This window comes from Pseudomonas sp. GW821-FHT01E05 (genome assembly GCF_059422425.1).
This window is the reverse complement of record NZ_JBWKWW010000005.1, coordinates 28,936-53,441: the sequence shown is the minus strand read 5'-3', so window position 1 is coordinate 53,441 and position 24,506 is coordinate 28,936. Positions and strand designations below refer to the sequence as shown.

The 24,506-nt window shown below is 59.4% G+C and carries 20 protein-coding genes and 5 pseudogenes; 11 read left to right on the top strand and 14 right to left on the bottom strand.

Translation table 11 applies throughout. The annotated features are described in order from the left end of the window. Positions 1-125: 125 nt before the first annotated feature. The 3 genes from AC07W5_RS12100 (at position 126) to AC07W5_RS12090 (ending at position 3,927) form a co-directional block, all read left to right on the top strand. A complete protein-coding gene (locus AC07W5_RS12100; protein WP_495023449.1) occupies positions 126-926 on the top strand; it encodes a sulfite exporter TauE/SafE family protein in 801 nt (266 codons plus the stop codon). A gap of 188 nt (positions 927-1,114) precedes the next feature. Then, on the top strand, positions 1,115-2,782 hold the full coding sequence (locus AC07W5_RS12095; protein ID WP_495023448.1) for an MFS transporter: 1,668 nt from the start codon (positions 1,115-1,117) through the stop codon (positions 2,780-2,782). After that, positions 2,779-3,927 carry an HlyD family secretion protein gene (locus AC07W5_RS12090; protein WP_495023447.1) on the top strand — a complete coding sequence of 383 codons (1,149 nt, stop codon included), beginning with the start codon at positions 2,779-2,781 and terminating at the stop codon, positions 3,925-3,927. Before AC07W5_RS12095 ends, AC07W5_RS12090 begins: the two co-directional genes overlap by 4 nt. A 126-nt stretch (positions 3,928-4,053) precedes the next feature. Here AC07W5_RS12090 and copD read toward each other — a convergent pair whose 3' ends face one another. After that, entirely contained in the window at positions 4,054-4,929 is an 876-nt protein-coding gene (gene copD / locus AC07W5_RS12085; RefSeq protein ID WP_495023446.1) for a copper homeostasis membrane protein CopD, read from the bottom strand. Positions 4,930-4,932: 3 nt separating this feature from the next. Continuing rightward, positions 4,933-5,298: a copper homeostasis periplasmic binding protein CopC gene (gene copC, locus AC07W5_RS12080; RefSeq protein ID WP_494995262.1), complete on the bottom strand. Its 366-nt coding sequence runs from the start codon at positions 5,296-5,298 to the stop codon at positions 4,933-4,935. Positions 5,299-5,475: 177 nt separating this feature from the next. Between copC and AC07W5_RS12075 the strand changes: the two genes are divergently transcribed. Further along, on the top strand, positions 5,476-6,096 hold the full coding sequence (locus AC07W5_RS12075; RefSeq protein WP_494995263.1) for a TetR/AcrR family transcriptional regulator: 621 nt from the start codon (positions 5,476-5,478) through the stop codon (positions 6,094-6,096). Between the two features lie 130 nt (positions 6,097-6,226). Here AC07W5_RS12075 and preA read toward each other — a convergent pair whose 3' ends face one another. The 3 genes from preA to hydA all read right to left on the bottom strand — a co-directional run bounded on the left by preA (position 6,227) and on the right by hydA (position 10,521). Next, positions 6,227-7,501 (bottom strand): NAD-dependent dihydropyrimidine dehydrogenase subunit PreA, encoded by a 1,275-nt coding sequence (preA, locus tag AC07W5_RS12070; RefSeq protein WP_495023445.1) that lies wholly within the window; start codon positions 7,499-7,501, stop codon positions 6,227-6,229. Then, positions 7,502-8,869: an NAD(P)-dependent oxidoreductase gene (locus AC07W5_RS12065; RefSeq protein WP_495023628.1), complete on the bottom strand. Its 1,368-nt coding sequence runs from the start codon at positions 8,867-8,869 to the stop codon at positions 7,502-7,504. A 212-nt stretch (positions 8,870-9,081) separates the two neighbouring features. After that, positions 9,082-10,521: a dihydropyrimidinase gene (hydA, locus tag AC07W5_RS12060; protein ID WP_494995265.1), complete on the bottom strand. Its 1,440-nt coding sequence runs from the start codon at positions 10,519-10,521 to the stop codon at positions 9,082-9,084. A 623-nt stretch (positions 10,522-11,144) separates the two neighbouring features. Here hydA and AC07W5_RS12055 point away from each other — a divergent pair. Beyond that, complete coding sequence (locus tag AC07W5_RS12055; RefSeq protein ID WP_495023444.1) at positions 11,145-12,629, top strand: NCS1 family nucleobase:cation symporter-1; 1,485 nt, start codon at positions 11,145-11,147, stop codon at positions 12,627-12,629. 150 nt (positions 12,630-12,779) lie between these two features. Then, complete coding sequence (locus AC07W5_RS12050) at positions 12,780-14,063, top strand: Zn-dependent hydrolase (RefSeq protein WP_494995267.1); 1,284 nt, start codon at positions 12,780-12,782, stop codon at positions 14,061-14,063. An 88-nt stretch (positions 14,064-14,151) separates the two neighbouring features. On the opposite strand, the gene AC07W5_RS12045 is transcribed toward AC07W5_RS12050, so the two are convergent. From AC07W5_RS12045 to AC07W5_RS12035, 3 genes are all read right to left on the bottom strand, one after another. After that, positions 14,152-15,267: a Gfo/Idh/MocA family protein gene (locus tag AC07W5_RS12045; RefSeq protein ID WP_495023443.1), complete on the bottom strand. Its 1,116-nt coding sequence runs from the start codon at positions 15,265-15,267 to the stop codon at positions 14,152-14,154. A gap of 413 nt (positions 15,268-15,680) precedes the next feature. Next, positions 15,681-16,448, bottom strand: a complete 768-nt coding sequence (locus AC07W5_RS12040) for an SDR family oxidoreductase (protein WP_494995269.1) — start codon at positions 16,446-16,448, stop codon at positions 15,681-15,683. A 39-nt stretch (positions 16,449-16,487) separates the two neighbouring features. Further along, positions 16,488-17,555, bottom strand: a complete 1,068-nt coding sequence (locus AC07W5_RS12035; RefSeq protein WP_495023442.1) for a phosphotransferase family protein — start codon at positions 17,553-17,555, stop codon at positions 16,488-16,490. 231 nt (positions 17,556-17,786) lie between these two features. Between AC07W5_RS12035 and AC07W5_RS12030 the strand changes: the two are divergent. Continuing rightward, a pseudogene (locus AC07W5_RS12030) lies at positions 17,787-17,995 on the top strand (DUF4280 domain-containing protein); the annotation flags it as partial. On the opposite strand, the pseudogene AC07W5_RS12025 reads toward AC07W5_RS12030, so the two are convergent. Beyond that, positions 17,910-18,503: pseudogene (locus AC07W5_RS12025) on the bottom strand (toxin-antitoxin system YwqK family antitoxin). The pseudogenes AC07W5_RS12030 and AC07W5_RS12025 overlap by 86 nt on opposite strands. Before the next feature lie 144 nt (positions 18,504-18,647). On the opposite strand from AC07W5_RS12025, the pseudogene AC07W5_RS12020 reads away from it, so the two are divergent. Next, positions 18,648-18,848 (top strand): annotated as a pseudogene (locus AC07W5_RS12020) (type VI secretion system protein TssA); the annotation flags it as partial. Positions 18,849-18,875: 27 nt separating this feature from the next. Here the strand turns inward: AC07W5_RS12020 and AC07W5_RS12015 are convergent. The 5 genes and pseudogenes from AC07W5_RS12015 to AC07W5_RS11995 form a co-directional block, all read right to left on the bottom strand. After that, positions 18,876-19,829, bottom strand: a complete 954-nt coding sequence (locus AC07W5_RS12015; protein WP_495023441.1) for a 2-hydroxyacid dehydrogenase — start codon at positions 19,827-19,829, stop codon at positions 18,876-18,878. 304 nt (positions 19,830-20,133) lie between these two features. Further along, positions 20,134-20,676: a cysteine hydrolase family protein gene (locus AC07W5_RS12010; RefSeq protein ID WP_495023440.1), complete on the bottom strand. Its 543-nt coding sequence runs from the start codon at positions 20,674-20,676 to the stop codon at positions 20,134-20,136. 213 nt (positions 20,677-20,889) lie between these two features. Next, a pseudogene (locus tag AC07W5_RS12005) lies at positions 20,890-20,988 on the bottom strand (TetR family transcriptional regulator); the annotation flags it as partial. Between the two features lie 12 nt (positions 20,989-21,000). Then, positions 21,001-21,246 (bottom strand): annotated as a pseudogene (locus AC07W5_RS12000) (EamA family transporter); the annotation flags it as partial. 84 nt (positions 21,247-21,330) lie between these two features. Further along, complete coding sequence (locus AC07W5_RS11995) at positions 21,331-21,714, bottom strand: tautomerase family protein (protein ID WP_495010893.1); 384 nt, start codon at positions 21,712-21,714, stop codon at positions 21,331-21,333. A 261-nt stretch (positions 21,715-21,975) separates the two neighbouring features. Here AC07W5_RS11995 and AC07W5_RS11990 point away from each other — a divergent pair, with 261 nt between their 5' ends. The 3 genes from AC07W5_RS11990 (at position 21,976) to zapE (ending at position 24,414) form a co-directional block, all read left to right on the top strand. Continuing rightward, entirely contained in the window at positions 21,976-22,692 is a 717-nt protein-coding gene (locus tag AC07W5_RS11990) for a helix-turn-helix transcriptional regulator (RefSeq protein WP_495010892.1), read from the top strand. 54 nt (positions 22,693-22,746) lie between these two features. Further along, positions 22,747-23,088, top strand: coding sequence for a nuclear transport factor 2 family protein (locus AC07W5_RS11985; protein WP_494995276.1), 342 nt, complete (start codon positions 22,747-22,749; stop codon positions 23,086-23,088). A 204-nt stretch (positions 23,089-23,292) separates the two neighbouring features. After that, on the top strand, positions 23,293-24,414 hold the full coding sequence (gene zapE / locus AC07W5_RS11980; protein WP_495023439.1) for a cell division protein ZapE: 1,122 nt from the start codon (positions 23,293-23,295) through the stop codon (positions 24,412-24,414). The last annotated feature ends 92 nt before the right edge of the window (positions 24,415-24,506 follow it).

Here is a 24,506-nt window from a genome sequence, read left to right as displayed (position 1 = left end):
TAGATTGTCTGCACCCTGACCAGCATTGATGTGATTCAAGTGCGGATAAGTTGTCGTGGGTTGTATTGTAGGGGATTCCAGTGCCGGTTTTTTCCGGTTGTCTTAAAAGTCGATCAGAGCGTTTTATGCTGCTTACAACATTCTTTGGTGTGGTAATGGGCTTGGTCCTGGGCTTGACCGGTGCCGGTGGCGGCATTCTCGCGGTGCCGGCTTTAGTGTTGGGTTTAGGCTGGAGCATGACCCAGGCGGCACCGGTGGCGCTGTTCGCCGTGGGCAGCGCGGCGGCGGTCGGTGCCATCGATGGCTTGCGACACGGCCTGGTGCGTTACCGCGCGGCGTTGTTGATCGCATTGCTCGGGGCGCTGTTCTCGCCGGTGGGTATCTACTTCGCCCATCGCTTGCCGGAAAAAGTCTTGATGATTCTGTTCAGCCTGCTCATGGTCATCGTGGCGTGGCGGATGCTGCGGCGCGAGTCGCGCGATTGCGGGCCGAGTGATCATGGCAGCGCTTCCTGGGGGCAGAAAAACTGCATGCTCGATCAACGCACCGGGCGCTTTTCCTGGACCGCTAAATGCACGGCGACCCTGGCGGCATTGGGCGCTGTCACGGGCATTGTTTCCGGGCTGCTCGGAGTCGGCGGCGGTTTTCTGATCGTGCCGGCCTTCAAGCAACTGACCGATGTACAGATGCGTGGAATCGTTGCCACCTCGTTGATGGTGATCAGCCTGATTTCGGCGATAGGGGTTATCGGCGCGTTTCAGGCAGGGGTGTCCATTAGCGCTACGGGTGGGGCTTTTATTGTCGCGAGCATCGTCGGAATGCTGTTTGGTCGACGGCTGACATCCCGCGTTTCGGCCAGAGGGTTGCAGGTGGGATTTGCCAGCATTTGCATCGTCGTGGCCGGCTACATGCTGTTCAAGGCGTGAGGGGGCAAGCCTCACTGAAATACCACCAGTGAAGCGCATAGAAGTTCCTGATAGCGGGTAATGTCTTTTGCAGCGGTGCAAACGGTGTAACTGGCAAGATGCACCCTGCTCAGGTTTACTAGTAACACTGCAATGGCATTACTGTGCGCAGTCGTGGTTACAACAGGCACAGACATCAAGGTTAAAAAATGGATCACTACGCCCCGCGATCCTGGCAACCCCACGAACGGCCCAGCTTGCCGGGTTCGCCGTCGACCCCGCTGCACCCCACACGCAAACGTCTGGCCTATGCGCTGGTCGGACTGCTGGTGGCGTTGACCGGCGGTTTGGGGAACTCGCTGGTAATCGCCAATCTGCCTTACCTGCAAGGTGCGCTGGGGGCGACCACCGCCGAGATGGCCTGGTTACCGGCGGCCTATGTCATGACCAACGTGTCGATGAACCTGCTGCTGGTGAAATTTCGTCAGCAGTTCGGTCTGCGGGCGTTTACCGAGGTTTTTCTGGTGCTGTATGCGCTGGTGACCTTTGGCCATTTGTTCGTCAATGACCTGAACTCGGCGATTGCCGTGCGGGCCGCCCATGGCATGGTCGGCGCAGCGCTGAACTCGTTGGGTTTGTATTACATGATCCAGGCCTTCCCGGCGAAGTGGCGAATGAAGGCACTGGTGCTGGGGTTGGGCACCTCGCAACTGGCCTTGCCGCTGGCCCGGTTGTTTTCCGAAGATTTGCTACAGATCGCCGAATGGCGAGGGCTGTATCTGTTCGAGCTGGGGCTGGCGCTGACCTCGCTGGGCTGTGTGTTCCTGCTCAAGCTGCCGCCGGGCGACCGCTTCAAAACCTTTGAGAGACTCGACTTCCTGACGTTCACGTTGCTGGCCAGCGGCGTCGCTTTACTCTGCGCGGTGCTGTCGCTGGGGCGTATCGACTGGTGGCTTGAGGCACCGTGGATCGGCATTGCTTCGGCGGGCTCGATCATGCTGATCATGGCCGGGCTGGCCATCGAGCATAACCGCAGCAACCCGATGCTGATGACCCGATGGCTGGGCAGCGGGGCGATGATTCGTCTGGCGTTGGCGGTGATCCTGATTCGTATGGTGCTCTCGGAGCAGTCCACCGGAGCGGTGGGATTTTTGCAGGCGCTGAACATGAGCAGCCAGCAGATGCGCACCCTTTATGCCGTCATGCTGCTGGGCAGTATTGCCGGCCTGGCGACCAGCGCCCTGACCATCAACCCGGCGCATCTGTTCATGCCTGTGGTCATCTCTCTGGCGTTGATGGCGGTGGGCTCGGTGATGGACAGTTTTTCGAACAACCTGACCCGCCCGGCCAACATGTACTTCAGCCAGTTCCTGCTGGCCTTTGGCGGAACGTTTTTTCTCGGGCCGACCATGGTCTATGGCACACGCAATGTGCTGACCAATCCGCGCAATCTGGTGAGTTTTTCGGTGCTGTTCGGGATCTGTCAGAACCTCGGCGGGCTGATCGGCTCGGCGTTGCTGGGGACGTTCCAGATCGTGCGCGAGAAGTTTCATTCCAACACTATCGTCGAGCCCCTGACGCTGCTCGACCCACGGGTAGCCGGCCGCGTGCAAAGCGGCGGCTCGGCTTATGGATCAATCATCGCTGACCCGGATTTACGCACCCTCCAGGGCATACGCAGCCTCGCTAGCGCAGCGACCCGTGAAGCCAACGTGCTGGCCTATAACGATGTGTTCATGCTGATTGCGGTGATCGCCGTGCTGACCATGCTCTGGATTTTTTTGCGCAGCCTGTGGCTGATGAGCACGACCAAAGCGCCCAAGCCTGTGCCTGCCACCCCATCCCCTGTTCAACCCAGTGGTGCCACCTCTCCATGACCGAACTGACGAAGACGACCACCAACGCCATTGCCGCAACGCCCGAGGGCACCGAGCTGCCATCTACGCCGGCCACCGAGCCGCGCTCGCTACGGGTGCGGGTTATCTCGTCCATGGGCTTTGCTGCCATTGCAATCGTCGGAGTGTTGATTGTGCTGTATGCCTGGCAATTGCCACCGTTCAGCAGCGCCATCGAGACTACGGAGAACGCGTTGGTCCGGGGCCAGGTGACGATCATCGGGCCGCAGCTCAGCGGCTATGTGTATGAGGTGCCGGTGCAGGATTTCCAGTTCGTCAAAGCCGGGGATCTGCTGGTGCGCCTGGACGACCGCATCTACAAGCAGCGTCTGGATCAGTCGCTGGCGCAACTCGCGGTGCAGAAGGCGGGGTTGGCCAATGTGGTGCAACAACGCAACAGTGCCGAAGCGACCATTAAATTGCGTCAGGCCGCGTTGGTCGACAGTCAGGCCCAGGTCCGTAAAAGTGCGGCAGACCTGCGGCGTAACGAAGAGCTGATCGTTGACGGCTCGGTCTCCAGGCGCGATCTGGATGTGGCCCGCGCGGCCAACGCGCAAACCATCGCCGCCGAGGCTCAAGCCCAGGCGACCCTGGAAATCGCCCGGCAGGACCTGCAAACGGTGATCGTCAATCGCGGTTCGCTGGAGGCGGCGGTGGCCAGCGCTGAGGCTGTGGTTGAACTGGCGCGCATCGATCTGTCCAATACCCGGGTCATCGCCCCACAGGACGGTCAGCTCGGGCAGATCGGTGTGCGTCTGGGAGCCTACGTCAATTCGGGCGCGCAGTTGATGGCGCTGGTGCCGAACCAGCTGTGGGTGATCGCCAACCTGAAAGAAACCCAGATGGACAATGTTCAGACTGGCCAACCAGCGACTTTTACCGTCGACGCCCTCAATCACCAGAAATTCCACGGTCGGGTGCAGCGGATCTCTCCGGCCACCGGCTCGGAGTTCAGTCTGCTGCAAGCCGACAATGCCACCGGCAACTTCGTCAAAATCGCCCAGCGGGTTCCGGTGCGTATTACCGTCGATCCCGATCAGCCACAAAGCGAACGGCTCCGACCGGGGATGTCGGTGGTGGTGAGCATTGATACGGCGGGGGAAGAGGGCGTCGCAGGTAAAAATTGATCGTTTGATCGTTCCCACGCTCCTGCGTGGGAAGGCATCTCGTGACGCTCTGCGTCACATCAAGGGCGGACGCAGAGCGTCCAGGGCGGCATTCCCACGCGGAGCGTGGGAACGATCAAGGTGACTCTAACTCGCCATCATTGGTGGCATCGTCCCCAGCAGCGATACCGCCGCGACGGCGGCAACGCCCAGCAGCCACTCAAGCATCACACTGGTACGCAGTGTCGACAGGCGCTTGTGGCAGTCTTTCACTCTAAGGCGATTGAACAGCGCCAGTCCCAGCATGCCGCCGACCAGCAGCACCTTGATCAGTAGAATCAGCGCAAAACCGGACAGCAACGGCGTCGGCCAAAAGGCGCCGGTGAGTACGCGGACGTTGATCAACCCGGTGACCAGCAAACCGGCCACCAGCCCGTAACCGACACCGCTGAATCGTTGCAGTATCAAGCTGACCGGATGGGTTGCTGGTTGCAGCACAATCATGACCAACAGCATCAACCCACCGAGCCAGGCGCCGACGCACGCTAGATGAATCACCTGGTTGAGGATCAGTAACTGGCCGTTGAGACCATCGAGCATTGCGCCGTGTCCGACCGGCGCCAGCGTTGCCAGCAGCAGGCTGCTCAGGGCCAGTCGTAGAGGAAACGATCTGCCTGGCGGTGTGATCAGGCACACCATTAACAACAGATTGAGCAGCAGGTGCCAGCTCCAGACCTGCCCGAAAAACGTATTGCTCAGGACTAACTGCAACGTCGGCAGGTCAATCGCCGCCTGCCATGAACCAGCCATGCTGCCGGTGATCAGCAACAGCCAGCAAGCCCCGCTGGCGAGCGCCAACGAGGCGAGCAGTTTCGTTACGCCAGCGAGACGTCGATCCAGTACGCCAAGCGCCTCTGTAAGCGGCTCGCGGCGTAACAGCAGGGGCCTGAAGACACAGGCACCAAACAGCATCAGCACCCCGGCGAAATGCAGGAATCGGCACAGGACCAGCGCGCTCGACATGAATTATTGGCCGACCTTGAAGCTGTAGTTGCCTTCACTTTTATGGGTGTCGACCGAGACCGCGTGCCACTCGACCTTGTAATTGCCCGCTGCCAATGGAGCTGCTGGAGTCACGATCAGGGTCTTTTTGTCGCTGCCTTCGGTGGTGATGCTTTTGACCGCGACATCAGCGCCGTCCTTGCTGAGGGTGACTTTGGTAAAGGCTGCTTCAACACCTTCGGAGAACACCAGTCGTAATTCCTTGGGGGCAGCAGCGGTACTGTCAGCGGCCGGCGTTTCGCTTTTCAGGTGCGCGTGGGCAAACACCGAAGAGGCGGCGAGCAGCGCGCTCAGCAGGGCGGTGGTAGTCAGGGCTTTTTTGATCAGCATTGGCAGGTACCTTCATTGAATACGAGGGGGCGCTAATAGAGCATGACGCAGGTGCCGAGCGAAACGGTACTCAGCGTTTTCTCGGGGGAAGTCTAGCGTACGAAGTTTCGTTTGCGGCTGTCGCCCCGAACTAGAGCGGATGCTAGTCTTGACCAACGCTGTCGTCAGGGAGCCCTCATGGGCAATCACAAGATCGAGATTCGTCGCAGTAACGTCGAAAAAATTCTGCTGGCGGCCGAAAAAATCTTCGCCGAGAAAGGATACGGCAGCACGGCGATGGCCGATATTGCCAGAGAAGTGCAACTGCCGCGCTCCAACCTGCACTACTACTTCAGCACCAAAAGTGAGCTGTACAGCGCCGTGCTGTTTGATCTGCTGGATGTGTGGAAGCAGGACGCGTTGTGCTTCGAGATGTTCGATGATCCGCGGGTGGTGCTGAGCAGCTACATCCGCGCCAAGATGAACCATTCCCGTAGCCGGCCTTATGGCTCGAAAGTCTGGGCCAATGAAATCATTCATGGCGCACCGACCCTTGGAGAGGCGCTGGATGCGAGCCTGTACGACTGGGCGAAAATGAAGGAAGCGAAAATTCGTCAGTGGGTGGAAGACAAACGCATCCTGGCGGTGGAACCCTCCGCGCTGCTGTACATGATCTGGGCCTCGACCCAGCATTACGCTGACTTCGATCACCAGGTGATGATCCTCAACGATCACCAACCGCTGTCGGATATGCAGTTTGAACGGGCGGTACAGACCGTGACCAGCGTGATTCTGCGGGGGATTGGGTTAGAGCCGTGAACCCACGCAGCTCGTTCCCACGCTCTGCGTGGGAATGCAGCCCGTGACGCTCTGCGTCACAAAAGCGGACGCAGAGCGTCCTGAGAGGCATTCCCACGCAGAGCGTGGGAACGATCATCAGCAGGTCCGTTTAAACCGCCACGCGATACGGATTCCTCGGATCGTGGTCCCAGTCCAGGAATGGCTTGCCGGTGTCGATGGGTACCATCTCGATACAGTCCTGAACCGGGCAGGTGATCTGGCATAGATTGCAGCCCACGCACTCGTCGTCGATTACTTCATATTGATGCGTGCCGTCAGGCTGCTTGAGGCTGGCGATCGCTTGGTGCGCGGTGTCTTCACAGGCGATGTGGCAGCGACCGCAGCCGATGCACGCGTCCTGGTCGATTTTGGCGATGACCTGGTAGTTCATGTCCAGGTACTTCCAGTCCGTGGTATTGCTCACCGCCCGACCCGAAAATTCCTGCAGGCTGGTGTAGCCTTGGCTATCCATCCAGCGCGACAGACCGTCCTTCATCTCCTCAACGATGCGAAAACCATGCAGCATCGCTGCCGTGCACACCTGCACCGCGCCGCTGCCCAGGGCGATGAATTCTGCCGCATCGCGCCAATTGCCAATGCCGCCAATGCCGCAAATCGGCAGGCCACGGGTTTGTGGGTCACGGGCAATCTCGGCCACCATGTTCAGCGCAATCGGTTTGACCGCCGAGCCGCAGTAACCGCCATGGGTGCTTTGGCTGCCAACCATTGGATGAGCGACCATGCGATCCAGGTCGATACTGGTAATGGAGTTGATGGTGTTGATCAGCGACACCGCATCGGCACCGCCACGGTGGGCGGCGCGGGCGGCAACGCGAATGTCGGTGATGTTGGGCGTGAGTTTGACGATCACCGGCAGTGAGCAGTAAGTCTTGCACCAGCGGGTAACCTGCTCGACGTATTCCGGGACCTGGCCGACCGCTGCGCCCATGCCGCGTTCAGGCATGCCGTGAGGGCAACCAAAGTTCAGCTCGACACCATCAGCGCCGGTGGCTTGTACCAGCGGCAGGATGGCTTTCCACGACTCTTCGACGCAGGGCACCATCAAGGACACGATCAGTGCGCGGTCCGGCCAGTCCTTTTTGACCTGGGTGATTTCCCGCAGGTTGATTTCCAGTGAACGGTCGGTGATCAGCTCGATGTTGTTGATGCCGATGACCTCGCGGTTGGCGCCGAAGTGGGCGGAGTAGCGCGACGACACGTTGACCGCCGCCGGGTCCTCACCGAGGGTTTTCCAGACCACGCCACCCCAGCCGGCCTCAAAGGCGCGGACTACGTTGTAGGCTTTGTCGGTGGGCGGTGCGGAGGCCAGCCAGAATGGATTGGGGGCTTTGATGCCAGCGAAGACAATCGACAGATCGGCCATTTATGCAGCCTCCACATTGAGCATGAGTTGGGCATTGATGGCTTCAGCGGCCAGCTTGCCGTGCTGCACGGCCTGGACGGTGAGGTCCTGGCCGAGGCTGGTGCAGTCGCCTCCGGCATAGACTCCGGGGATGCTGGTGCGCAGCTGTTCGTCCACCAGAATGCGCTCGCCCTCGCGCTTGAGTTCACGGGCCAGCGGATCGTTCAGCGCTGCGTCGTCGAAGGACTGGCCGATGGCTTTGAAGATCGCATCGGCGGCCAGCTCGAAGGTTTCGCCGGTGCGTTGCAGTAGACCGTTTTCCAGCCGCGTGCGGGCAAAGCGCATGCCGCGTACCTGACCCTTTTTATTGAGCAAGACTTCTTCGGGCTGAGCCCAGGTCAACAGACGTACCTGATTGGCCTTGGCAATATTCTGTTCATGCTCGGTGGCGCCCATTTCCGCAAGGCCGCGGCGGTACACCAGGTTCACGTCGCGAGCGCCGAGGCGAGCCATTTGCACGGCCATGTCGATGGCGGTATTGCCGGCGCCAAGGACGATGCAGCGATCGGCCAGTGGTAATTGCGTCAGGTCATCGGCCTGGCGCAGCTCACGGATGTAATCGGTGGCAGCGAGCATGCCGGGGGCGTCTTCGTGGGCCAGACCGAGCTGCTTGCTGGCAGCCAGGCCGAGGCCGAGGAACACCGAATCGAACTGCTGATGCAGTTCAGTGAGGCTGAGGTTGTCGCCGAGTTTGTGCCCGTGACGGATCTCGATCCCGCCGATACCCAGTAGAAACTCCAGTTCCTGTTGAGCGAAGTCGTCCACCAGCTTGTATTTGGCGATCCCGTATTCGTTGAGTCCGCCGGCTTTCTCGCGGGCCTCGAAAATCACCACCTCATGGCCATGCATCGCCGAGCGATGAGCGCAGGACAACCCCGCCGGCCCGGCACCGGCCACAGCGATGCGTTTACCGGTCGGCGCGGCACGTTTGAATGGGTGTTCGCTGAACTGCGCGTTGTCCACGGCGTAACGTTGCAGCAAGCCGATCAGCACTGGCGCGCACTCTTGAGCGTTGTTGCGCACGCAGGCTTGCTGACACAGGACTTCGGTCGGACAGACCCGTGCGCAACTGCCGCCCAGGATGTTCGCCGAAAGGATTGTCTGCGCGGCGCCCTGAACGTTTTCCTGATGGATATTGCGAATGAACGACGGAATGTCGATCTCGCTCGGGCACGCATTGACACACGGTGCGTCGTAGCAATACAGGCAGCGCGAGGCTTCCAGTGTGGCCTGACGGGCATTGAGCGGCGGCGCCAGATCGGTGAAATGGCCGGCAAGGGCGGCCGCGTCCTCATGGGGATGCGGGAGGTGGCTCAGGGTCTTGATCACGGTGATGGCCTCACGGTTTTTGAGGTACTGCCTCTGATGGGCATTGGTATTGGGGTATCGCACGTTCTACCTGGTGATCGTTCCCACGCTTTGCGTGGTAACGCCTCCGGGGACGCTCCGCGTCCCACGCTTGTGACGCAGAGCGTCACGGGCTGCATTCCCACGCAGAGCGTGGGAACGATCAAAAGCGTGGGAACGATCAAGCCCCGGATTCAGCGCTTTACGGGAACCGGTCGCTGCAACTCGGCGCGTTTGTTCAGCAGATCGAACACCGCCGGATAGGCCGGGCGTTCGATGTAACGCCCGGCACCGCGCTCGGCCCGCAGGTCGCCGTCGACCCAGACCAGCCGACCCTGGCTGATGGTATGGCTGGGTACGCCGCGCACGGTCTTGCCTTCGAAGATATTGAAGTCGACCTGCTGGTGATGGGTCTTGGCCGAAATGGTGCGGGTGCCTTCCGGGTCCCAGAGCACCAGATCGGCATCGGCACCGACGCGAATCGCGCCTTTGCGTGGGTAGAGGTTGAAGATCTTCGCGGTGTTGGTTGAGGTCAGGCCGACGAATTCCTGCATCGACAGCCGTCCGGTGTTCACCCCTTCATCCCAGAGCACGGCCATGCGGTCTTCGATACCGGCAGTGCCGTTGGGGATTTTGCTGAAGTCATCACGGCCAGCGGCTTTCTGTTCGGCGCAGAAGCAGCAATGGTCAGTGGCGGTGGTGTGCAGGTTGCCCGATTGCAGGCCGTGCCAAAGCGCGTCTTGATGGCCGCGAGGGCGGAAGGGCGGGCTCATCACATAACCGGCGGCTGTTTGCCAATCCGGGTGTTGGTAGACGCTGTCGTCCAGCAGCAGGTGTCCGGCCAGGACTTCACCGTAGACCGGCTGCCCCTTGCTGCGCGCATAGGTGATTTCATCCAGTGCCTCACGGGTCGAGACGTGGACCAGATACAGCGGCGTACCGAGGGTTTCGGCTATCCGGATTGCGCGGCTGGCCGCTTCGCCTTCAACCTGGGATGGCCGCGACAACGGATGCGCCTCGGGGCCGGTGATGCCTTGGGCCATCAGTTTGCGTTGCAGGTGATAGACCAGTTCGCCATTTTCCGCGTGCACCGTCGGCACCGCGCCCAACTCCAGACAGCGTTCGAAGCTGGCCACCAGCGTATCGTCGGCGGCCATGATCGCGTTCTTGTAAGCCATGAAGTGCTTGAAACTGTTCACGCCATGGTGACTGACCAGCTCGGCCATTTCCTCGCGAACCTGCTCGCTCCACCAGGTGATGGCGACGTGAAAACCGTAGTCTGCGGCGGACTTCTCGGCCCAGCCGCGCCACTGATGAAAAGCCTCCAGCAACGATTGCTGCGGATTGGGAATCACGAAGTCGATGATCGAAGTGGTGCCACCGGCAAGTCCGGCTGCCGTGCCGCTGAAAAAGTCTTCGCTGGCGACGGTGCCCATGAAGGGGAGTTGCATGTGGGTGTGGGGATCGATGCCGCCGGGCATCAAGTATTGACCGCTGCCATCGAGCACTTCGCAGTCGGTGGGGATATCCAGATTATTGCCGATTGCCTGGATCAAACCGTCAGCGCAAAGCACGTCAGCGCGGTAACTTTCATCATGGGTAACAACGGTGGCGCCACGGATCAACAGAGACATTCCGAGTTCCTCACAGGCTTGACCGGCTAATGCCAGTTCTAGGTGTTGTCGTTACGGCAAGCTGGAGGAAGTTATATTCCTGTCAGTGCTGTCAGGAATAAACGCTAGCTGGTGTTCTTTGAATGAGCAAGAATATTTTTTATAAGCTTATAACGTGTTTAACTCATTGAAAATAAACGAATAATTATAAAAATCACCAAAATGGTGAGGTCGCTCACCATTTTGACGCACTTGACAGGATCCAAATATGGTCAAGATTTCCTATGTGAAATCAGCCGTTTGAGCTATGCCTGTCAGCGGGCGAAATCATTTTAAAAAATAGTGATGCACCAGATTGAGTCCTGACTGTTCGGACAACTTGCCTGACATTCAGCCTGAGTGAATGGGCAAGTAGCCAAGGGCTCAATGAGTCATTAAATAAAACTGATGAACATCAGTTGTTTACATGGATTTTACGGAGTGGCAAGTGAGCCAGTGGGATACCCGGCACGTTTATTGAGTGCCGCCGCTGACACGCTGGCCGGTCCGCAGAAGTCGTAAGTACTCCGGCCATCGCCCGGTTTGCGGTTTAACCCGCCAGCCAACCCGATGAGCAAAATAATCAAAAGAACAGTGGAGCGGCCATGCAACAGATCAGATCACAGGTGACCGAACGCCAAGGCTTGTACGAGCTGGATGCCGGAAGCGACGTACTCGACAGTCCTCGTTACAACCACGACATTGCGCCGACCAAAGTGCATGAGCGCACCTGGAACAAATGGCACATCACGGCGCTTTGGATCGGCATGTCGATCTGCGTACCGACCTACACCCTCGGCGGGGTGCTCACCGCGTATTTCGGGCTGTCGGTCGGCGAGGCGCTGCTGGCCATTCTTTTCGCCAATATCATCGTATTGATCCCCTTGACCCTCAACGCCTTTGCCGGCACCAAGTACGGCATCCCCTTTCCGGTACTGCTGCGTTCGTCCTTCGGGGTGATTGGCTCCAACGTGCCATGTCTTATCCGGGCTCTGGTGGCCTGTGGCTGGTTCGGCATCCAGACGATGTTCGGCGGCCTGGCCATTCACTTGTTTCTCGGTTCGGTATTCGAGGGCTGGAAAGCTCTCGGCGGCACCGGTGAGGTCATCGGTTTCATGCTGTTCTGGGCGCTAAACCTGTGGGTGGTGCTGCGCGGCGCGGAATCGATCAAATGGCTGGAAACCCTGTCTGCGCCGTTGCTGGTGCTGGTGGGCGCAGGTTTGCTGGTCTGGGCCTTGCCAAATGTCTCGTTGACTGAATTGATGGCGCAACCGCCCAAACGCCCGGAAGGTGCTGGCGTGGCCGGTTACTTCTTTGCCGGGCTGACCGCCATGGTCGGGTTCTGGGCGACGCTGTCGCTGAACATTCCGGACTTCAGCCGCTACGCGAAAAGCCAGAAGGACCAGATCCTCGGGCAGATCATCGGTTTGCCGCTGACGATGTTCCTGTTCGCCGCGCTTGGCGTGGTGATGACGGCCGCATCCGCCAGGCTGGTAGGGGTGACGGTCTCCGATCCAGTGACCCTGATCGGTCATATTCAAAGCCCCGTCTGGGTGGCGCTGGCCATGGCGCTGATCATCATTGCGACCTTGTCCACCAACACTGCGGCGAACATTGTTTCGCCGACCAACGACTTCCAGAATATCGCGCCCAAGCTGATCAATCGGACCACAGCGGTGATGTTGACCGGGTTGGTGGGGCTGGCGTTGATGGCTCACGAGCTGCTGAAAAAACTCGGCTTGCTGGTCTCAGATATCAGCCTGGAAACCGTGTATTCCAACTGGTTACTGGGCTACTCCAGCCTGCTCGGGCCTATCGCCGGGATCATGGTGGTGGACTATTTCCTGATCAAGAAACAGCAGCTCGACCTGGCGGGGCTGTACCGCGATGACGTGTATCCGGCGTGGAACTGGAACGGCTTTATCGCGTTCGGCATCCCGGTGGCGCTGACCTTGCTGTCGTTGGGCAGCAACGCATTCAGCTGGTTTTACAGCTACGGCTGGTTCACCGGCTCGGCGCTGGGTGGGTTGTTGTATTACGGGCTGTGCTCGATGCAGCGGAGCCCGACTGTGGCGAAATCTGCGGCGTGACGGATGGCCTCATCGCGAGCAAGCTCGCTCCCACAGGGTTTTGTGAACATTGGAGATCCAGTGTGGGAGCGAGCCTGCTCGCGATGGCGGCCTCGAATACACCAAAGAAATACCTGAAGAAACCCATAACAACTGTCTGAGGAGATCATCATGAACGCTGCCCTTGACGTTCTGCAGTCCACCCATCAGCACATCAACCGCGACCGTCTGTGGCAGTCGTTAATGGAACTGGCCAGACTCGGCGCCACGGTCAAGGGCGGCGTCTGTCGCCTGGCCCTGACCGACCTCGACCGCCAGGCCCGTGACATCTTCGTGCAATGGTGCGAGGAGGCTGGCTGCACCGTGAGCATCGACGCTGTCGGCAACATCTTCGCCCGTCGTGCCGGGCTCGATCCAACGCTGCCGCCGGTGATGACCGGCAGCCATATCGATACTCAGCCCACGGGTGGCAAATTCGACGGCTGCTTCGGCGTGTTGGCCGGTGTGGAAGTGCTGCGCACGCTCAATGATCTGGGCATCGAAACCGAGGCACCGCTGGAAGTGGTGGTCTGGACCAATGAAGAAGGTTCACGGTTTGCTCCGTGCATGATGGGCTCTGGAGTGTTCGCCGAGAAATTCACCCTGGAGCAAATCCTGGCCAAGACCGATGCCCAAGGCGTGACGGTCGGCGAAGCGCTGAACGCCATCGGTTACGCCGGCAGTCGCAAGGTCAGTGGCCATGCTGTGGGCGCCTATTTTGAAGCGCACATCGAACAAGGGCCGATCCTTGAGGATGAGCGCAAGACCATCGGCGTGGTGATGGGCGCGCTGGGGCAAAAGTGGTTCGATCTCAAACTCAAGGGCGTTGAAGCCCATGCCGGTCCGACCCCGATGCACCTGCGCAAGGACGCGCTGGTCGGCGCGGCGGCGGTGGTCGCGGCGGTCAATCGTGCCGCACTGAGTCATCAGCCTCACGCCTGCGGCACCGTGGGTTGTCTGCAAGCCTACCCCGGCTCGCGCAACGTGATCCCCGGTGAGGTGCGCATGACCCTGGACTTCCGTCACCTGGAACCCGCGCGGCTGGATTCGATGATTGCTGAGGTCAGGCAGGTGATCGACACCACTTGCCAGGAGCACGGCCTGAGCTTCGAGCTGACGCCGACCGCCGATTTCCCTCCGCTGTATTTCGACAAAGGCTGCGTCGATGCCGTGCGCAGTGCCGCCCAGGGCTTGGGCCTGTCGCACATGGACATCGTCAGCGGCGCCGGGCATGACGCGATTTTCCTCGCTGAACTGGGCCCGGCCGGGATGATCTTCGTGCCGTGCGAAGGCGGGATCAGCCACAACGAAATCGAAAACGCCGCGCCGGACGATCTGGCGGCTGGTTGTGCGGTGCTGTTGCGGGCAATGTTGGCGGCGTCGGCGGCGATTGCCAGCAGAAAATTGGCGGCTTGACAGGCGTCATTACCAAGACCTGAAGCGATTGGTGGGTGGGCTTCGAAGCCGTGGTTTGCTTCGAAACCCACCGCGCCAGAACGCGCAGTTACATCTCATCCACCCTGACCCAACGTTGCTCCAGCGCGGCCAGCCGAATGGCCGTCGCCAGGCGTTCCACCTCCCAGGCTTCTTCAAAGTCGGTACCGTCCGAGCCTTGCCCGGCCAGTGCCATAATCAACCCGTGCACCTCCAGCGTCTTCAACTCGTTGTAGCCCAACTGATGACCCGGCGCCGGACTGAAGGCGGCATAACCGGGCAGGGAAGGGCCGGCCAGTAAACGCTGAAAGCCTTCCTGACCCGCACGGCACAAGCGCAATTCATTCAAGCGCTCCTGATCGAACGCCAGAGTGCCGCGGGTGCCGCTGATCTCGAAGCTCAGGTGGTTTTTGTAACCATGCTTGAGCCAACTGCTGCTGAACGTGCCACGTGCACCGTTGGTAAACCGCAGCAAGGCATGGGCCTGATCATCGACGGCGATGGTGCGTTGTTCATGGCTGCCGGTGGTGGCAGGGCGTTGCCGGTGCACGGTTTGGCTGTCGGCACATACTGCTTCCACATCACCGACCAGGTACCGGGCCATCGCCAGCAAATGACTGCCCAGATCCGCCAGGGCACCACCGGCATGCTGTGCTTCGCAGCGCCAGGACCAGGGTGATTGCGGGTCGGCCATGAAGTCTTCGCTGAACTCGCCCTGAAAACTGATGATCTCTCCGAGCTCGCCGCTCTGAATCAACTCACGGGCCAGGCCAATGATCGGGTTGTGCTGGTAGTTGTAACCGACCCGCGTCACCACGCCGGCGGCTTTGGCGGCGCGGCGCATCTGATCGGCCTGTTCGAGGCTGACGGCCAGTGGTTTTTCGCAGTACACGGGTTTGCCTGCGGCCAGGGCGGCCATGGCCATGGGGTAGTGCAGGTGGTTGGGCGTGGTGATTGCTACGACGTTGACCTTTGGGTCGTCGATCAATTGTTGCCAGTCGCCATGGGCTTTTTCGAAGCCCCAGGCGTTGGCGCAGTGTTCGGCACGCTGGGTGTCGGCGTCGGCCAGTGCGGCCAGATGCAGGTGTATGGGGAGTTCGAAGACTGCACTGACGTTGCGAAAGGCCAGGGCGTGGGCGCGGCCCATGAAGCCTGTGCCTATCAAACCGATTCCAAGTTCGCGCATCGTTGGGGTCCTTTTGGATTTTTGTTTTCAGGGTGCACATTAATAGAATAAATATTCTCAAAATTCAAGATTCGGAATAAATATTCATTCTTTGGTTGTGATCACCATTCCCTGTAGGAGCCGAGCTTGCTCGCGATGGCGGCGGCACATTCACCCTTGATATCGACTGAGTGAATATCCATTCCCGTCGTTACCGCAAGAAATGGATATGTACACCAGCGAGAGACTGGCCGGCTGTCAGGCCATCGCGAGCAAGCTCGGCTCCTACAGGGATCGTGCAACACAGTGAGATCGATGATGGGCGCGAAATCGGGATTGTGTTGCACCGTCGAAGCCAAAGGTGGAATTACAATCGCCGGAAAAAAAAAAGGCAGCCCGAAGGCTGCCTCTTGTTCACCCAAAACCCGCTGTAATCAGGACAAAAATCCACCATCCACATTCAACGAAACCCCAGTGGTGTAACTCGACGCGTCACTTGCCAGATACAACACTGCACCGGCCATCTCACTCGGATCCGCCACACGCTTGAGCGGGATCTGCTGCAGAGCGACGTTGAGAATCGCGTCATTATTCACCAGCGCCGAAGCAAACCTGGTATCAGTCAGCCCCGGCAGCAACGCATTGCAGCGAATGCCGAACTGTGCGCACTCCTTGGCAAAGACCTTGGTCATGTTGATCACCGCAGCCTTGGTCACCGAGTAGATGCCCTGGAAGATCCCCGGCGAGATGCCATTGATCGACGCGACGTTGATGATGCTGCCGCCACCGGTCTCGCGCATCAGCTTGCCGGCTTCCACCGACATGAAGAAGTAGCCGCGAATGTTCACGTCGACGGTTTTCTGGAAGGCGCCGAGGTCAGTATCCAGCACGTTGCAGAACTGCGGGTTGGTCGCCGCGTTGTTGACCAGAATATCCAGACGCCCGAACTGCTCGCGAATCCCGGCGAAGACCTGAGTGATCTGTTCCATTTCACCGATATGGCAGGCGACGGCTGTGGCCTTGCCACCGTCGGCGATAATGGCGTCGGCAACATGCTGGCAACCGTCGAGTTTGCGGCTCGAGACGATTACGTGGGCGCCTTGCTGGGCCAATAGTTTGGCAATGGCTTCACCGATACCGCGGCTGGCGCCGGAAACGAAAGCGATCTTGCCGTCAAGGTCGAACAGCTGAGTCTTGGACATGGTTTTCTCCTTGTTGTATGCCAGGTGCGAGGCGCGTAGTCAGAGGCTGGATGTGTGGATGACTTGCAGGCTCATCTGCTCCAGCAGTTTGTTCATGTGAATGAACTGCGCGAAGCGTTTGTCCTGGGTCTGGCCATGGAAGAAGCGGTAGTAGATCTGCTGCACGATACCGGCCAGGCGGAACAGCCCATAGGTGTAGTAGAAGTCGAAGTTGTCGATCTGCAGCCCCGCGCGTTCGGCGTAGTAATCGACGAACTGGCGGCGGGTCAGCATGCCCGGTGCGTGGCTCGGCTGGCGGCGCATCAGTTGCACGGGGGCCGGGTCGCCGGCTTCGATCCAGTAGGCGAGGGTGTTGCCCAGGTCCATCAGCGGATCGCCGAGGGTGGTCAGTTCCCAGTCCAGCACGCCGATGATCTGCATCGGGTTGTTCGGGTCGAGGATCACGTTGTCGAAGCGATAGTCGTTGTGCACGATGCTCGAGGTCGGGTGATCGGCGGGCATCTTGTCGTTGAGCCAGACTTTGACGGTTTCCCAGCTCGGTGCGTCGGGGGTCAGCGCCTTGTCGTAGCGATCGCTCCAGCCGCGAATCTGCCGCTGGACATAACCTTCGGGCTTGCCCAGATCGGCCAGGCCGCAAGCCTTGTAGTCGACCCGGTGCAGTTCGACGAACTTGTCGATGAAGCTCTTGCACAGCGCTTCGGTTTTCTGCGCATCAAGGCCCAGTTCCGCTGGCAGGTCAGAACGCAGGATAATGCCGTTGACCCGCTCCATCACGTAGAACTCGGCGCCGATCACCGACTCGTCGGTGCAGTGCACGTAGGCTTTCGGGCAATACGGGAAGCCGTCTTTGAGCTGATTGAGAATGCGGTATTCACGGCCCATGTCATGGGCCGACTTGGCCTTGTGGCCGAACGGCGGCCGGCGCAGGACGAATTCCTGCTCAGGGTATTCCAGCAGGTAGGTCAGATTCGACGCGCCGCCCGGAAACTGGCTGATCTGCGGCGTCCCGCTCAGGCCAGGAATATGCGCCTTGAGGTACGGATCGATGCGACTGACATCGAGTTCTTCGCCGGAGCGGATACGGGTGGACTGGTCAGTAAGCGCCATGCTTATCCCTTCTGCTTATTTTGGAGGCCCGACATTATTGGCTAATCTAATTCGCGCAGTGGTGTGCTCACAAGTGCCACAAGGTCTTATAGGTTAGCGTGTTGCCGGATAATCAGCGTTCTTGATGGGCTGATTGGCGTTCAGCCGTGCAGGCCGGGCACCTGCGAGCTATGGTTGATCATTGGCGAGGGTCAGTTGCCATGAGTTCTCCATCCGCACAGGAGGTGTCAGGTGGGATGTCCGCAGGTGTGTGCTACCCCGCTACCTTGCAATGCAGTTTCGGTGTGGCCCCGACGGTGCTCAATGTGCTGCCGGTCAATCGCACGCTCACCGGCGGGCTGCCGGCGGCGAATATCATGGACCACATTCCGCTGGTGAGCATTCCCACCTTCGGCATGTGCCAGAGTCCGGCCAACCCGATGGTCGCCGCGGCCACCGCCAACGTAACCGCGACATGGGCTTGCCCTCGGGGTCCAGCGGGCGTCCATCGCTGGCGAAAGGCTGTCCGGGATCGAGCAACTGACCGTTCAGGTAACGGGCGTCAAGGGCCTTCTTTCAGTTGGGATGGAAGCGCTGATACGACCCATCGCGGACGCCGTCGCGGTAATGCTCCAGTTCAGCCAGTTGCCCACCGGGAAAGTAATTACTCGCTTCGCCATGCAGCAGCCCCTTGCGATAGGTGGCCTTGCGTTGCAACCAGCCCTCAGGTGCATGAAAGGTTGCCATGCCGTGCAGCTTGCCGCTGACATAGGGCAATAGCGCGCTGACCTTGCCGTTGGGGTGATAGAGAGTGCTCGACCCCTGCAATTGCCCCTGGCTGTAACTGAGGTCGGCTTGCTGGCGACCGGCTTCCTCAATGCGCAACGGGCCTTCCAGCTCGCTGTCGAGCAGGCGGCCGGTGAGGTGACTGTCACCGCGGATCAGCTCAAGCCTGGTGGATTCGCTCATGGCATTTGCTCAATGCTGGTACTCATCAAGGAGTTCATTGCCATGCACCCGCAACAGCCCGCTCAATCGCAACGTGAACCTACCCCGACAGTAGCGGATTCTGATCGGCCTCCCCAGGCCGATGTGCCAAGGGTGTTCAGCGAGCCTGCGAACCGGGAAGAAGCCTATCGCCAGTTGTTGCTGATCGCCGAATACCTGGCACGGACCGAGCCTCATAGTCCGGTGCCCTATCTGATCCGGCGAGGGGTGGAGTGGGGCAACAAGCCGCTGAGCGAATTGCTTGGCGAGCTGATATCCGCCGATGCGGAGTCCCGTCGCCTCTGGACACTGCTGGGAGTTCTGTAGAGGGACCCGCAAAGAGTTCCGTCCTTTTTAGTCGCGCGGGGGAGGCAGCGGGATCGGGGTAAGCACCGCTTTGCCGGAGAAAAACGCCAGCAGGTTATCGGCCACCAAATGCACGGTCGCCTGCGTCGCCTCCGGCGATAGCCCGGCGACATGGGGTGTCAGTACCACGTTGTTCAGGATCTTGAGGGCGTCCGGCACTTGCGGTTCGTCATCAAAGACATCCAGCGCCGCGCCGGCGATGCGCCGATGTTCCAGGGCACTGATCAGCTCGTCAGTGACGATCACGCTACCCCGGGCGATATTGACGATGAAACCCTTCGGCCCGAGGGCATCAATGGCTTTTTTATCGATCAGGTGGCGAGTGCTGGCGCCGCCGGGAGTGGCAATGATCAGGAAGTCCGAAGCACGTGCCAGTTCGGTCGCCGAATCACAGTAGTTATAAGGGACGTCGTCGCGCTGCTGGCGGCTGTGGTAATTCACCGACATATCGAAGCCCTTGGCGGCGCGTTTGGCGATGGCCAGACCCACCGCGCCCAGGCCGAGAATGCCCAGGCGCTTGCCAGCCAGTGAAGGCCGCATGATCTTCGGCCATTCGCCGCGCCGGACCGCCGCATCGGCTTGAGGGATGCCACGTACCAGAGACAGCAAGAGCGCCATCGCGTGATCGGCCACCGACGAAGCGTTGACCCCCGCGCCGTTGGTCACGGTAATGCCCCGATTGCTGGCGGCCTGCAGGTCGACATGTTCATAGCCCGCGCCGATTACGCAGATGATTTCAAGCAGCGGCAGAGCAGCGATTTCTTCGGCGTAAAACCCAAGCGGACCGCGCGTCAGTACCGCCCGGATCTGTCTGGCGTGGGTCTGAATGGCGTGGGCTCGCTCGGCGGGTGTTGGTGCAAGAATCAGGTGAAACCCCTGGCTTTCAAGAATCGGCAAATAGTCGTTAATGGTTTCAACCAGTACCAGAACGGTGATGGGCATGCTGCGCTCCTGATGACTTCAAAAGGTGGATTTGCCGACGCTGAAAATAGTGTTTTGCCCATCCCCGGGACATCTCTGAAAAGACCCGGGATTGCTGGCTCGGGAATTGTTTGACAAGGGTAGCTGGCGCGGCGCGGCTTGGGTCCAAAGATCGCAGCTTATCGAAACAGCTGTCCCGAGCAAGATCAAAAGATCGCAGGCTGCGCCAGCTCCTACAGGGGATCGGTACTCACCTCGGTCGGCGTAGCAACGGTGTTCCATCACGTCGCGTTCGGACGATCTTTTGGCGGCGGCACCTATCCCGTCAAAATTGAACATCTGCCGTGTTCAGCAGTTTCACGAAAGCCCCGCCAAGCGTCGCATTATGGTGTTCGATGATCGCTTTGGCCGGCAGCGCTGGCGTGTCCATGCAGGTATGGGCGTCCGCTACCAGTATTGGTTGAAATCCCAGTTCGACGGCAACACGGCAGGTGGTGTCGATGCAGTACTGGGTTTTCATACCGACGATGACCAACTCATTGATCCCGCCCGCTGTCAGCTGATCAGCCAGACGGTTACCGAAAAAGCAGCTGGGTCTGGTTTTATCGAACAGTGTGTCAACGCTCGCATCAAGTTCAAGGGTGGGCAGCAGTTGCCACAGTGGGCTCCCGGAGGCGATGGGCGAACCTTGCGGGCCGGTATGCCTCACCGCAAAAATTGACGCGCCGGTCTGACGAGCCTTGGCGATCAGTTGATTGATGTTGGCCAGAACGCGCTCTGCGTCATGGGGTTTGTGCGGTCCATTGAATAGCCCGACCTGCATATCGATGATCAATAGAGCGGGGTGCCTGGTGCTGAGTGACGGCATGGTGTTTCTCCTTGTGTGCCAGGTGGACGGAGAAACAGAAGCCCCTGTCCATTGCTGGCCGGGCCTTGGGTTCACTGCGCGATGTTCAATCCACGTAACGACCTCACGACCCGCCGGAGGCGGTCGTGGTGGTGCGGGTGAGATCAAGCGCGAGAATGTTCATAGGCCGATCATGCTGTTGGCCATCGAAGCTTGTCAACGGCACCGTCAGTGCTGCGCCGATTGCTCGAATGCACGACCACATGCCTCCTGCGCCAGGGCTTCCCTGGAATCGAAGTGACGGTAGAAACCACCATGGGTCAGTCCGGCAGCACCCTTGGCAAAGGCGTAGTAGATCACCGTCGCCTGTAAGGCCATGACCATAAAGTGGTGTCCGTGACGCAGATGCGAGCAGCTCGGTGCGCGCCGACTGAGGGCGAAAATCAGAATTGGCACAAAGCCGAACAGCACCCGCAAAAAAAAGATCTGTGTCGGCGAAATCCAGGCCGCCGCCCATTTCATGAAGATGAAGTTGGTGCTCCAGATCAGGCCCGACAAGACGAAAGCGAAATAAGCGCGTTTTTCATGGATAGCTCCCCGGGATCGGGGCGTAAGCCGCGATCAAGCGGTGTGTTTGCAGAGAATGCTGCGGCAAACGATCAGCGTCCAGTTCAATCAATCGGCGTACTGAGCAACCCCATTGCCGAACGACCAATTCTCTTTCTTGACCTCCACCAGGTTGATGAACACATCTTCCAGGCGCACGGCCAGTTCGGTGTTGAGGCTCTCGGCGATGGCCTTGTAGAGCAGTTTCTTCTGCTCGGTGCTGCGACCTTCGTTCAGGGTGATCTGGATGATCACCAGGTTGTCGGTGCGGTTGATGCCCAGGTAAACCGGGTCGTAGATGAAGTGCTGTTCATCGTGCTCGGCGAGGATCTGGAAGTTGTCGTGATCGGGGACGCCGATAGCGGTGTGCATGGCGTTGTAGATCAACTTGCCGACCCGTTTTACGTAGGTGGGATCCTGATGCTTTTTGATGTCGACACGAACTAAAGGCATGGGATGACTCCAGAGGCGGGTGGCTGTTGAATGGATCAAAAATACATCTTGGGCAACTCCTATAAAATAAATTTCTATTGGAATCTATTTTCTTCTGCAGAAATATCCATTGCTTGTCAGATCGTCATCGCAGGCATACCCGCGAGGCATTTTTCCGGGCACACCTGCGAGTGGCGGTTCACCGCCTATTTCTCTGCTGACAATTTCTGACAGGATGCTCTGCTAATCTTCACGAACCTTTCGAACAGGAGCGTGATCAGCGTGTCGCGTACCACCCGTTTATTGACGTTGCTGCAAGTACTGCGCGGCAAGAGCCGCCCGGTGACGGCAGCGGCGCTGGCCAGCGAGCTGGAGATTTCCGAGCGCACGATTTACCGCGACATTGCCGAATTGACCGCCCTTGGGGCGCCGATCTTTGGCGAGGCGGGCATTGGCTACGTACTGCGCAGCGGTCTGTTTCTGCCACCGTTGATGCTCAACGCCGACGAAACTGAAGCCATTGTGTTGGGTTTGCGTTATGTCGATCAGCGCGGCGATGAAGTGTTGAGTAAAGCGGCGGCCGATGCCCTGGCAAAGATCGCGGCGGTATTGGCACCGGCGGCGCAGGATGCCTTGCGCAATCCGACGGTGTTGCCCGGACCGCCCGGTTATGGGTATCCGCAGAATGCCGTGGAGTTGAATGTCTTTCGCCAGGCCATTCGCGGCCAGGCAAAGCTGCACATCGATTACGCAGACGTGAATAAAGTCCCCAGCCAGCGGCTGATATGGCCGTTGGCGTTAGGCTTTTTCAATGAGGTGCGGGTGATTGTCGCCTGGTGTGAGTTGCGTGAGGCCTACCGGACTTTTCGCACCGACCGGATTGCCGCCGCCAGCGAGCAGGGTGAGCGCTATCCGGGGCGTCGCAGTGATCTGTTGCGGGCCTGGCGCAAGTTGATGCAACTGGATGAGGCGGGGCGCTTCACTCCTGACAAGAATTGACACATGGCTGTCTTAGCATGGCTCCAGAATCAACAAACAAGGAGCCGTATCAACATGTCGAATCCAGCCTCTTCACTCGCGCCCGCCATCGCCGCTTACATTGCTGCCACCAATGCCCGTGACAGCTCGGCGGTCGCCAGTTTCTTCGCCGAGGATGCCAACGTTTTCGATGAGGGCGAGCATCGGGTCGGCACCATTGCCATTGCCCAATGGATGGAGGACGCCGCCCGACGTTACCAACCGCGGGTTGAAGTCCTTGATGTGCAGCAACGCACCGGCAAGGTGCTGGTCAAAAACCAGATCCGCGGCACCTTTCCCGGAAGCCCGCTGGAGCTGCGCTATGTGTTCCGGCTCGACGAGCAAGGCAAGATCGCTCGGCTGGATATTTCGTTGTAACTGTACGCTCCTGTAGCCGCAGGCGAAGCCTGTGTTCGGCCGCGTAGCGGTCGTAAAATCGTCCATCGCGGTTCTCCAGGCTAATCGCGATGACCGAATTACGACCGCTACGCGGCCGAACGTAGCCTGGCGGCAACTGCTACGGGAGATATCGTTGTTTACTGGCATACTGTCCGGCTTCAGCCCCCGGACCCATTTGCCCGTATGACCTTCGATTCCCCCCTCAGCGCCTATCAACACGCCATCGAGCAAAAGGGCTTCGTCCAGGACGACGCCCAATGGCAAGCGGTGCAGGCGCTTGAGCAGTGTCACAGAACGCTGCACCAGGGCCATACGCACATCAGCGGCGTCTACCTCTGGGGGCCGGTGGGCCGAGGCAAGACCTGGTTGATGGATCAGTTCTACCAAAGTTTGCGGATACCGGCCCGACGTCAGCACTTTCACCATTTCATGGGCTGGGTGCATCAGCGCTCGTTTCAATTGACCGGTACTGCCGACCCGCTAAAGGCGCTGGCCCGTGAGCTGAGCGCTGAGGTGCGGGTACTGTGTTTCGACGAGTTGTTCGTCAACGATATCGGCGACGCGATCATTCTCGGGCGATTGTTTCAGGTGATGTTCGAGGAAGGCGTGGTCATCGTGTCCACTTCCAATCAACCTCCGGTGCAGCTCTACGCCGATGGCTTCAATCGTGAGCGGTTTGTGCCGGCCATTGAAGCGATCAAAAACCATATGCAGGTGGTGGCAATGGATGGCAGGGAAGACCATCGCTTGCATCCGGGCCTCGGAGTTCAGCGTTATTGGGTCCGTACGGCTGGCCAACCGGACGTCATGGACGAAGTGTTCAAGGGATTGGCTGCCGGGCATGCCGTTTCCAGTGAGCCGGTCAGCATCGGTTACCGTAGTCTCACTGCCGTGCAGTCCAGCGAAACCGTGCTCTGGAGTCTTTATGCGGACCTGTGCGAGCAACCCTTTGCAGCGATGGACTTCATGGCGTTGTGCGACAGGTTCAACGCTATTCTATTGAGCGAAGTACCGAACCTCAGCGCTCACAAGCGTCCCGGGCGAATTGCCCGCGGCACCGAAGACGGGGTCGAGCGGGTCGATGCAGGAGATCGGGAGCTGCCGCAGTTGTCGGTGCATGACGACAGCGTGCGGCGCTTCATCGCGTTGGTCGATGAGTGTTACGACCGTAAGGTTCCTCTGTACATCGAGGCCCAGGTGCCGATGGAATCGTTGTACACCGAGGGTTACCTGGAGTTTGCGTTTCGCCGCACCCTCAGTCGCTTGCGGGAGATGCAATTGCAGCGGTTTTCTGGAGCGCGTTGAAATCTGGACCGGAGAGCAGATTTGCGGCGTAAGACGCTGACGCTGACGCCGACGGTAAATTCCAGGGACTACAGCAATCTCACGCAGCTGTT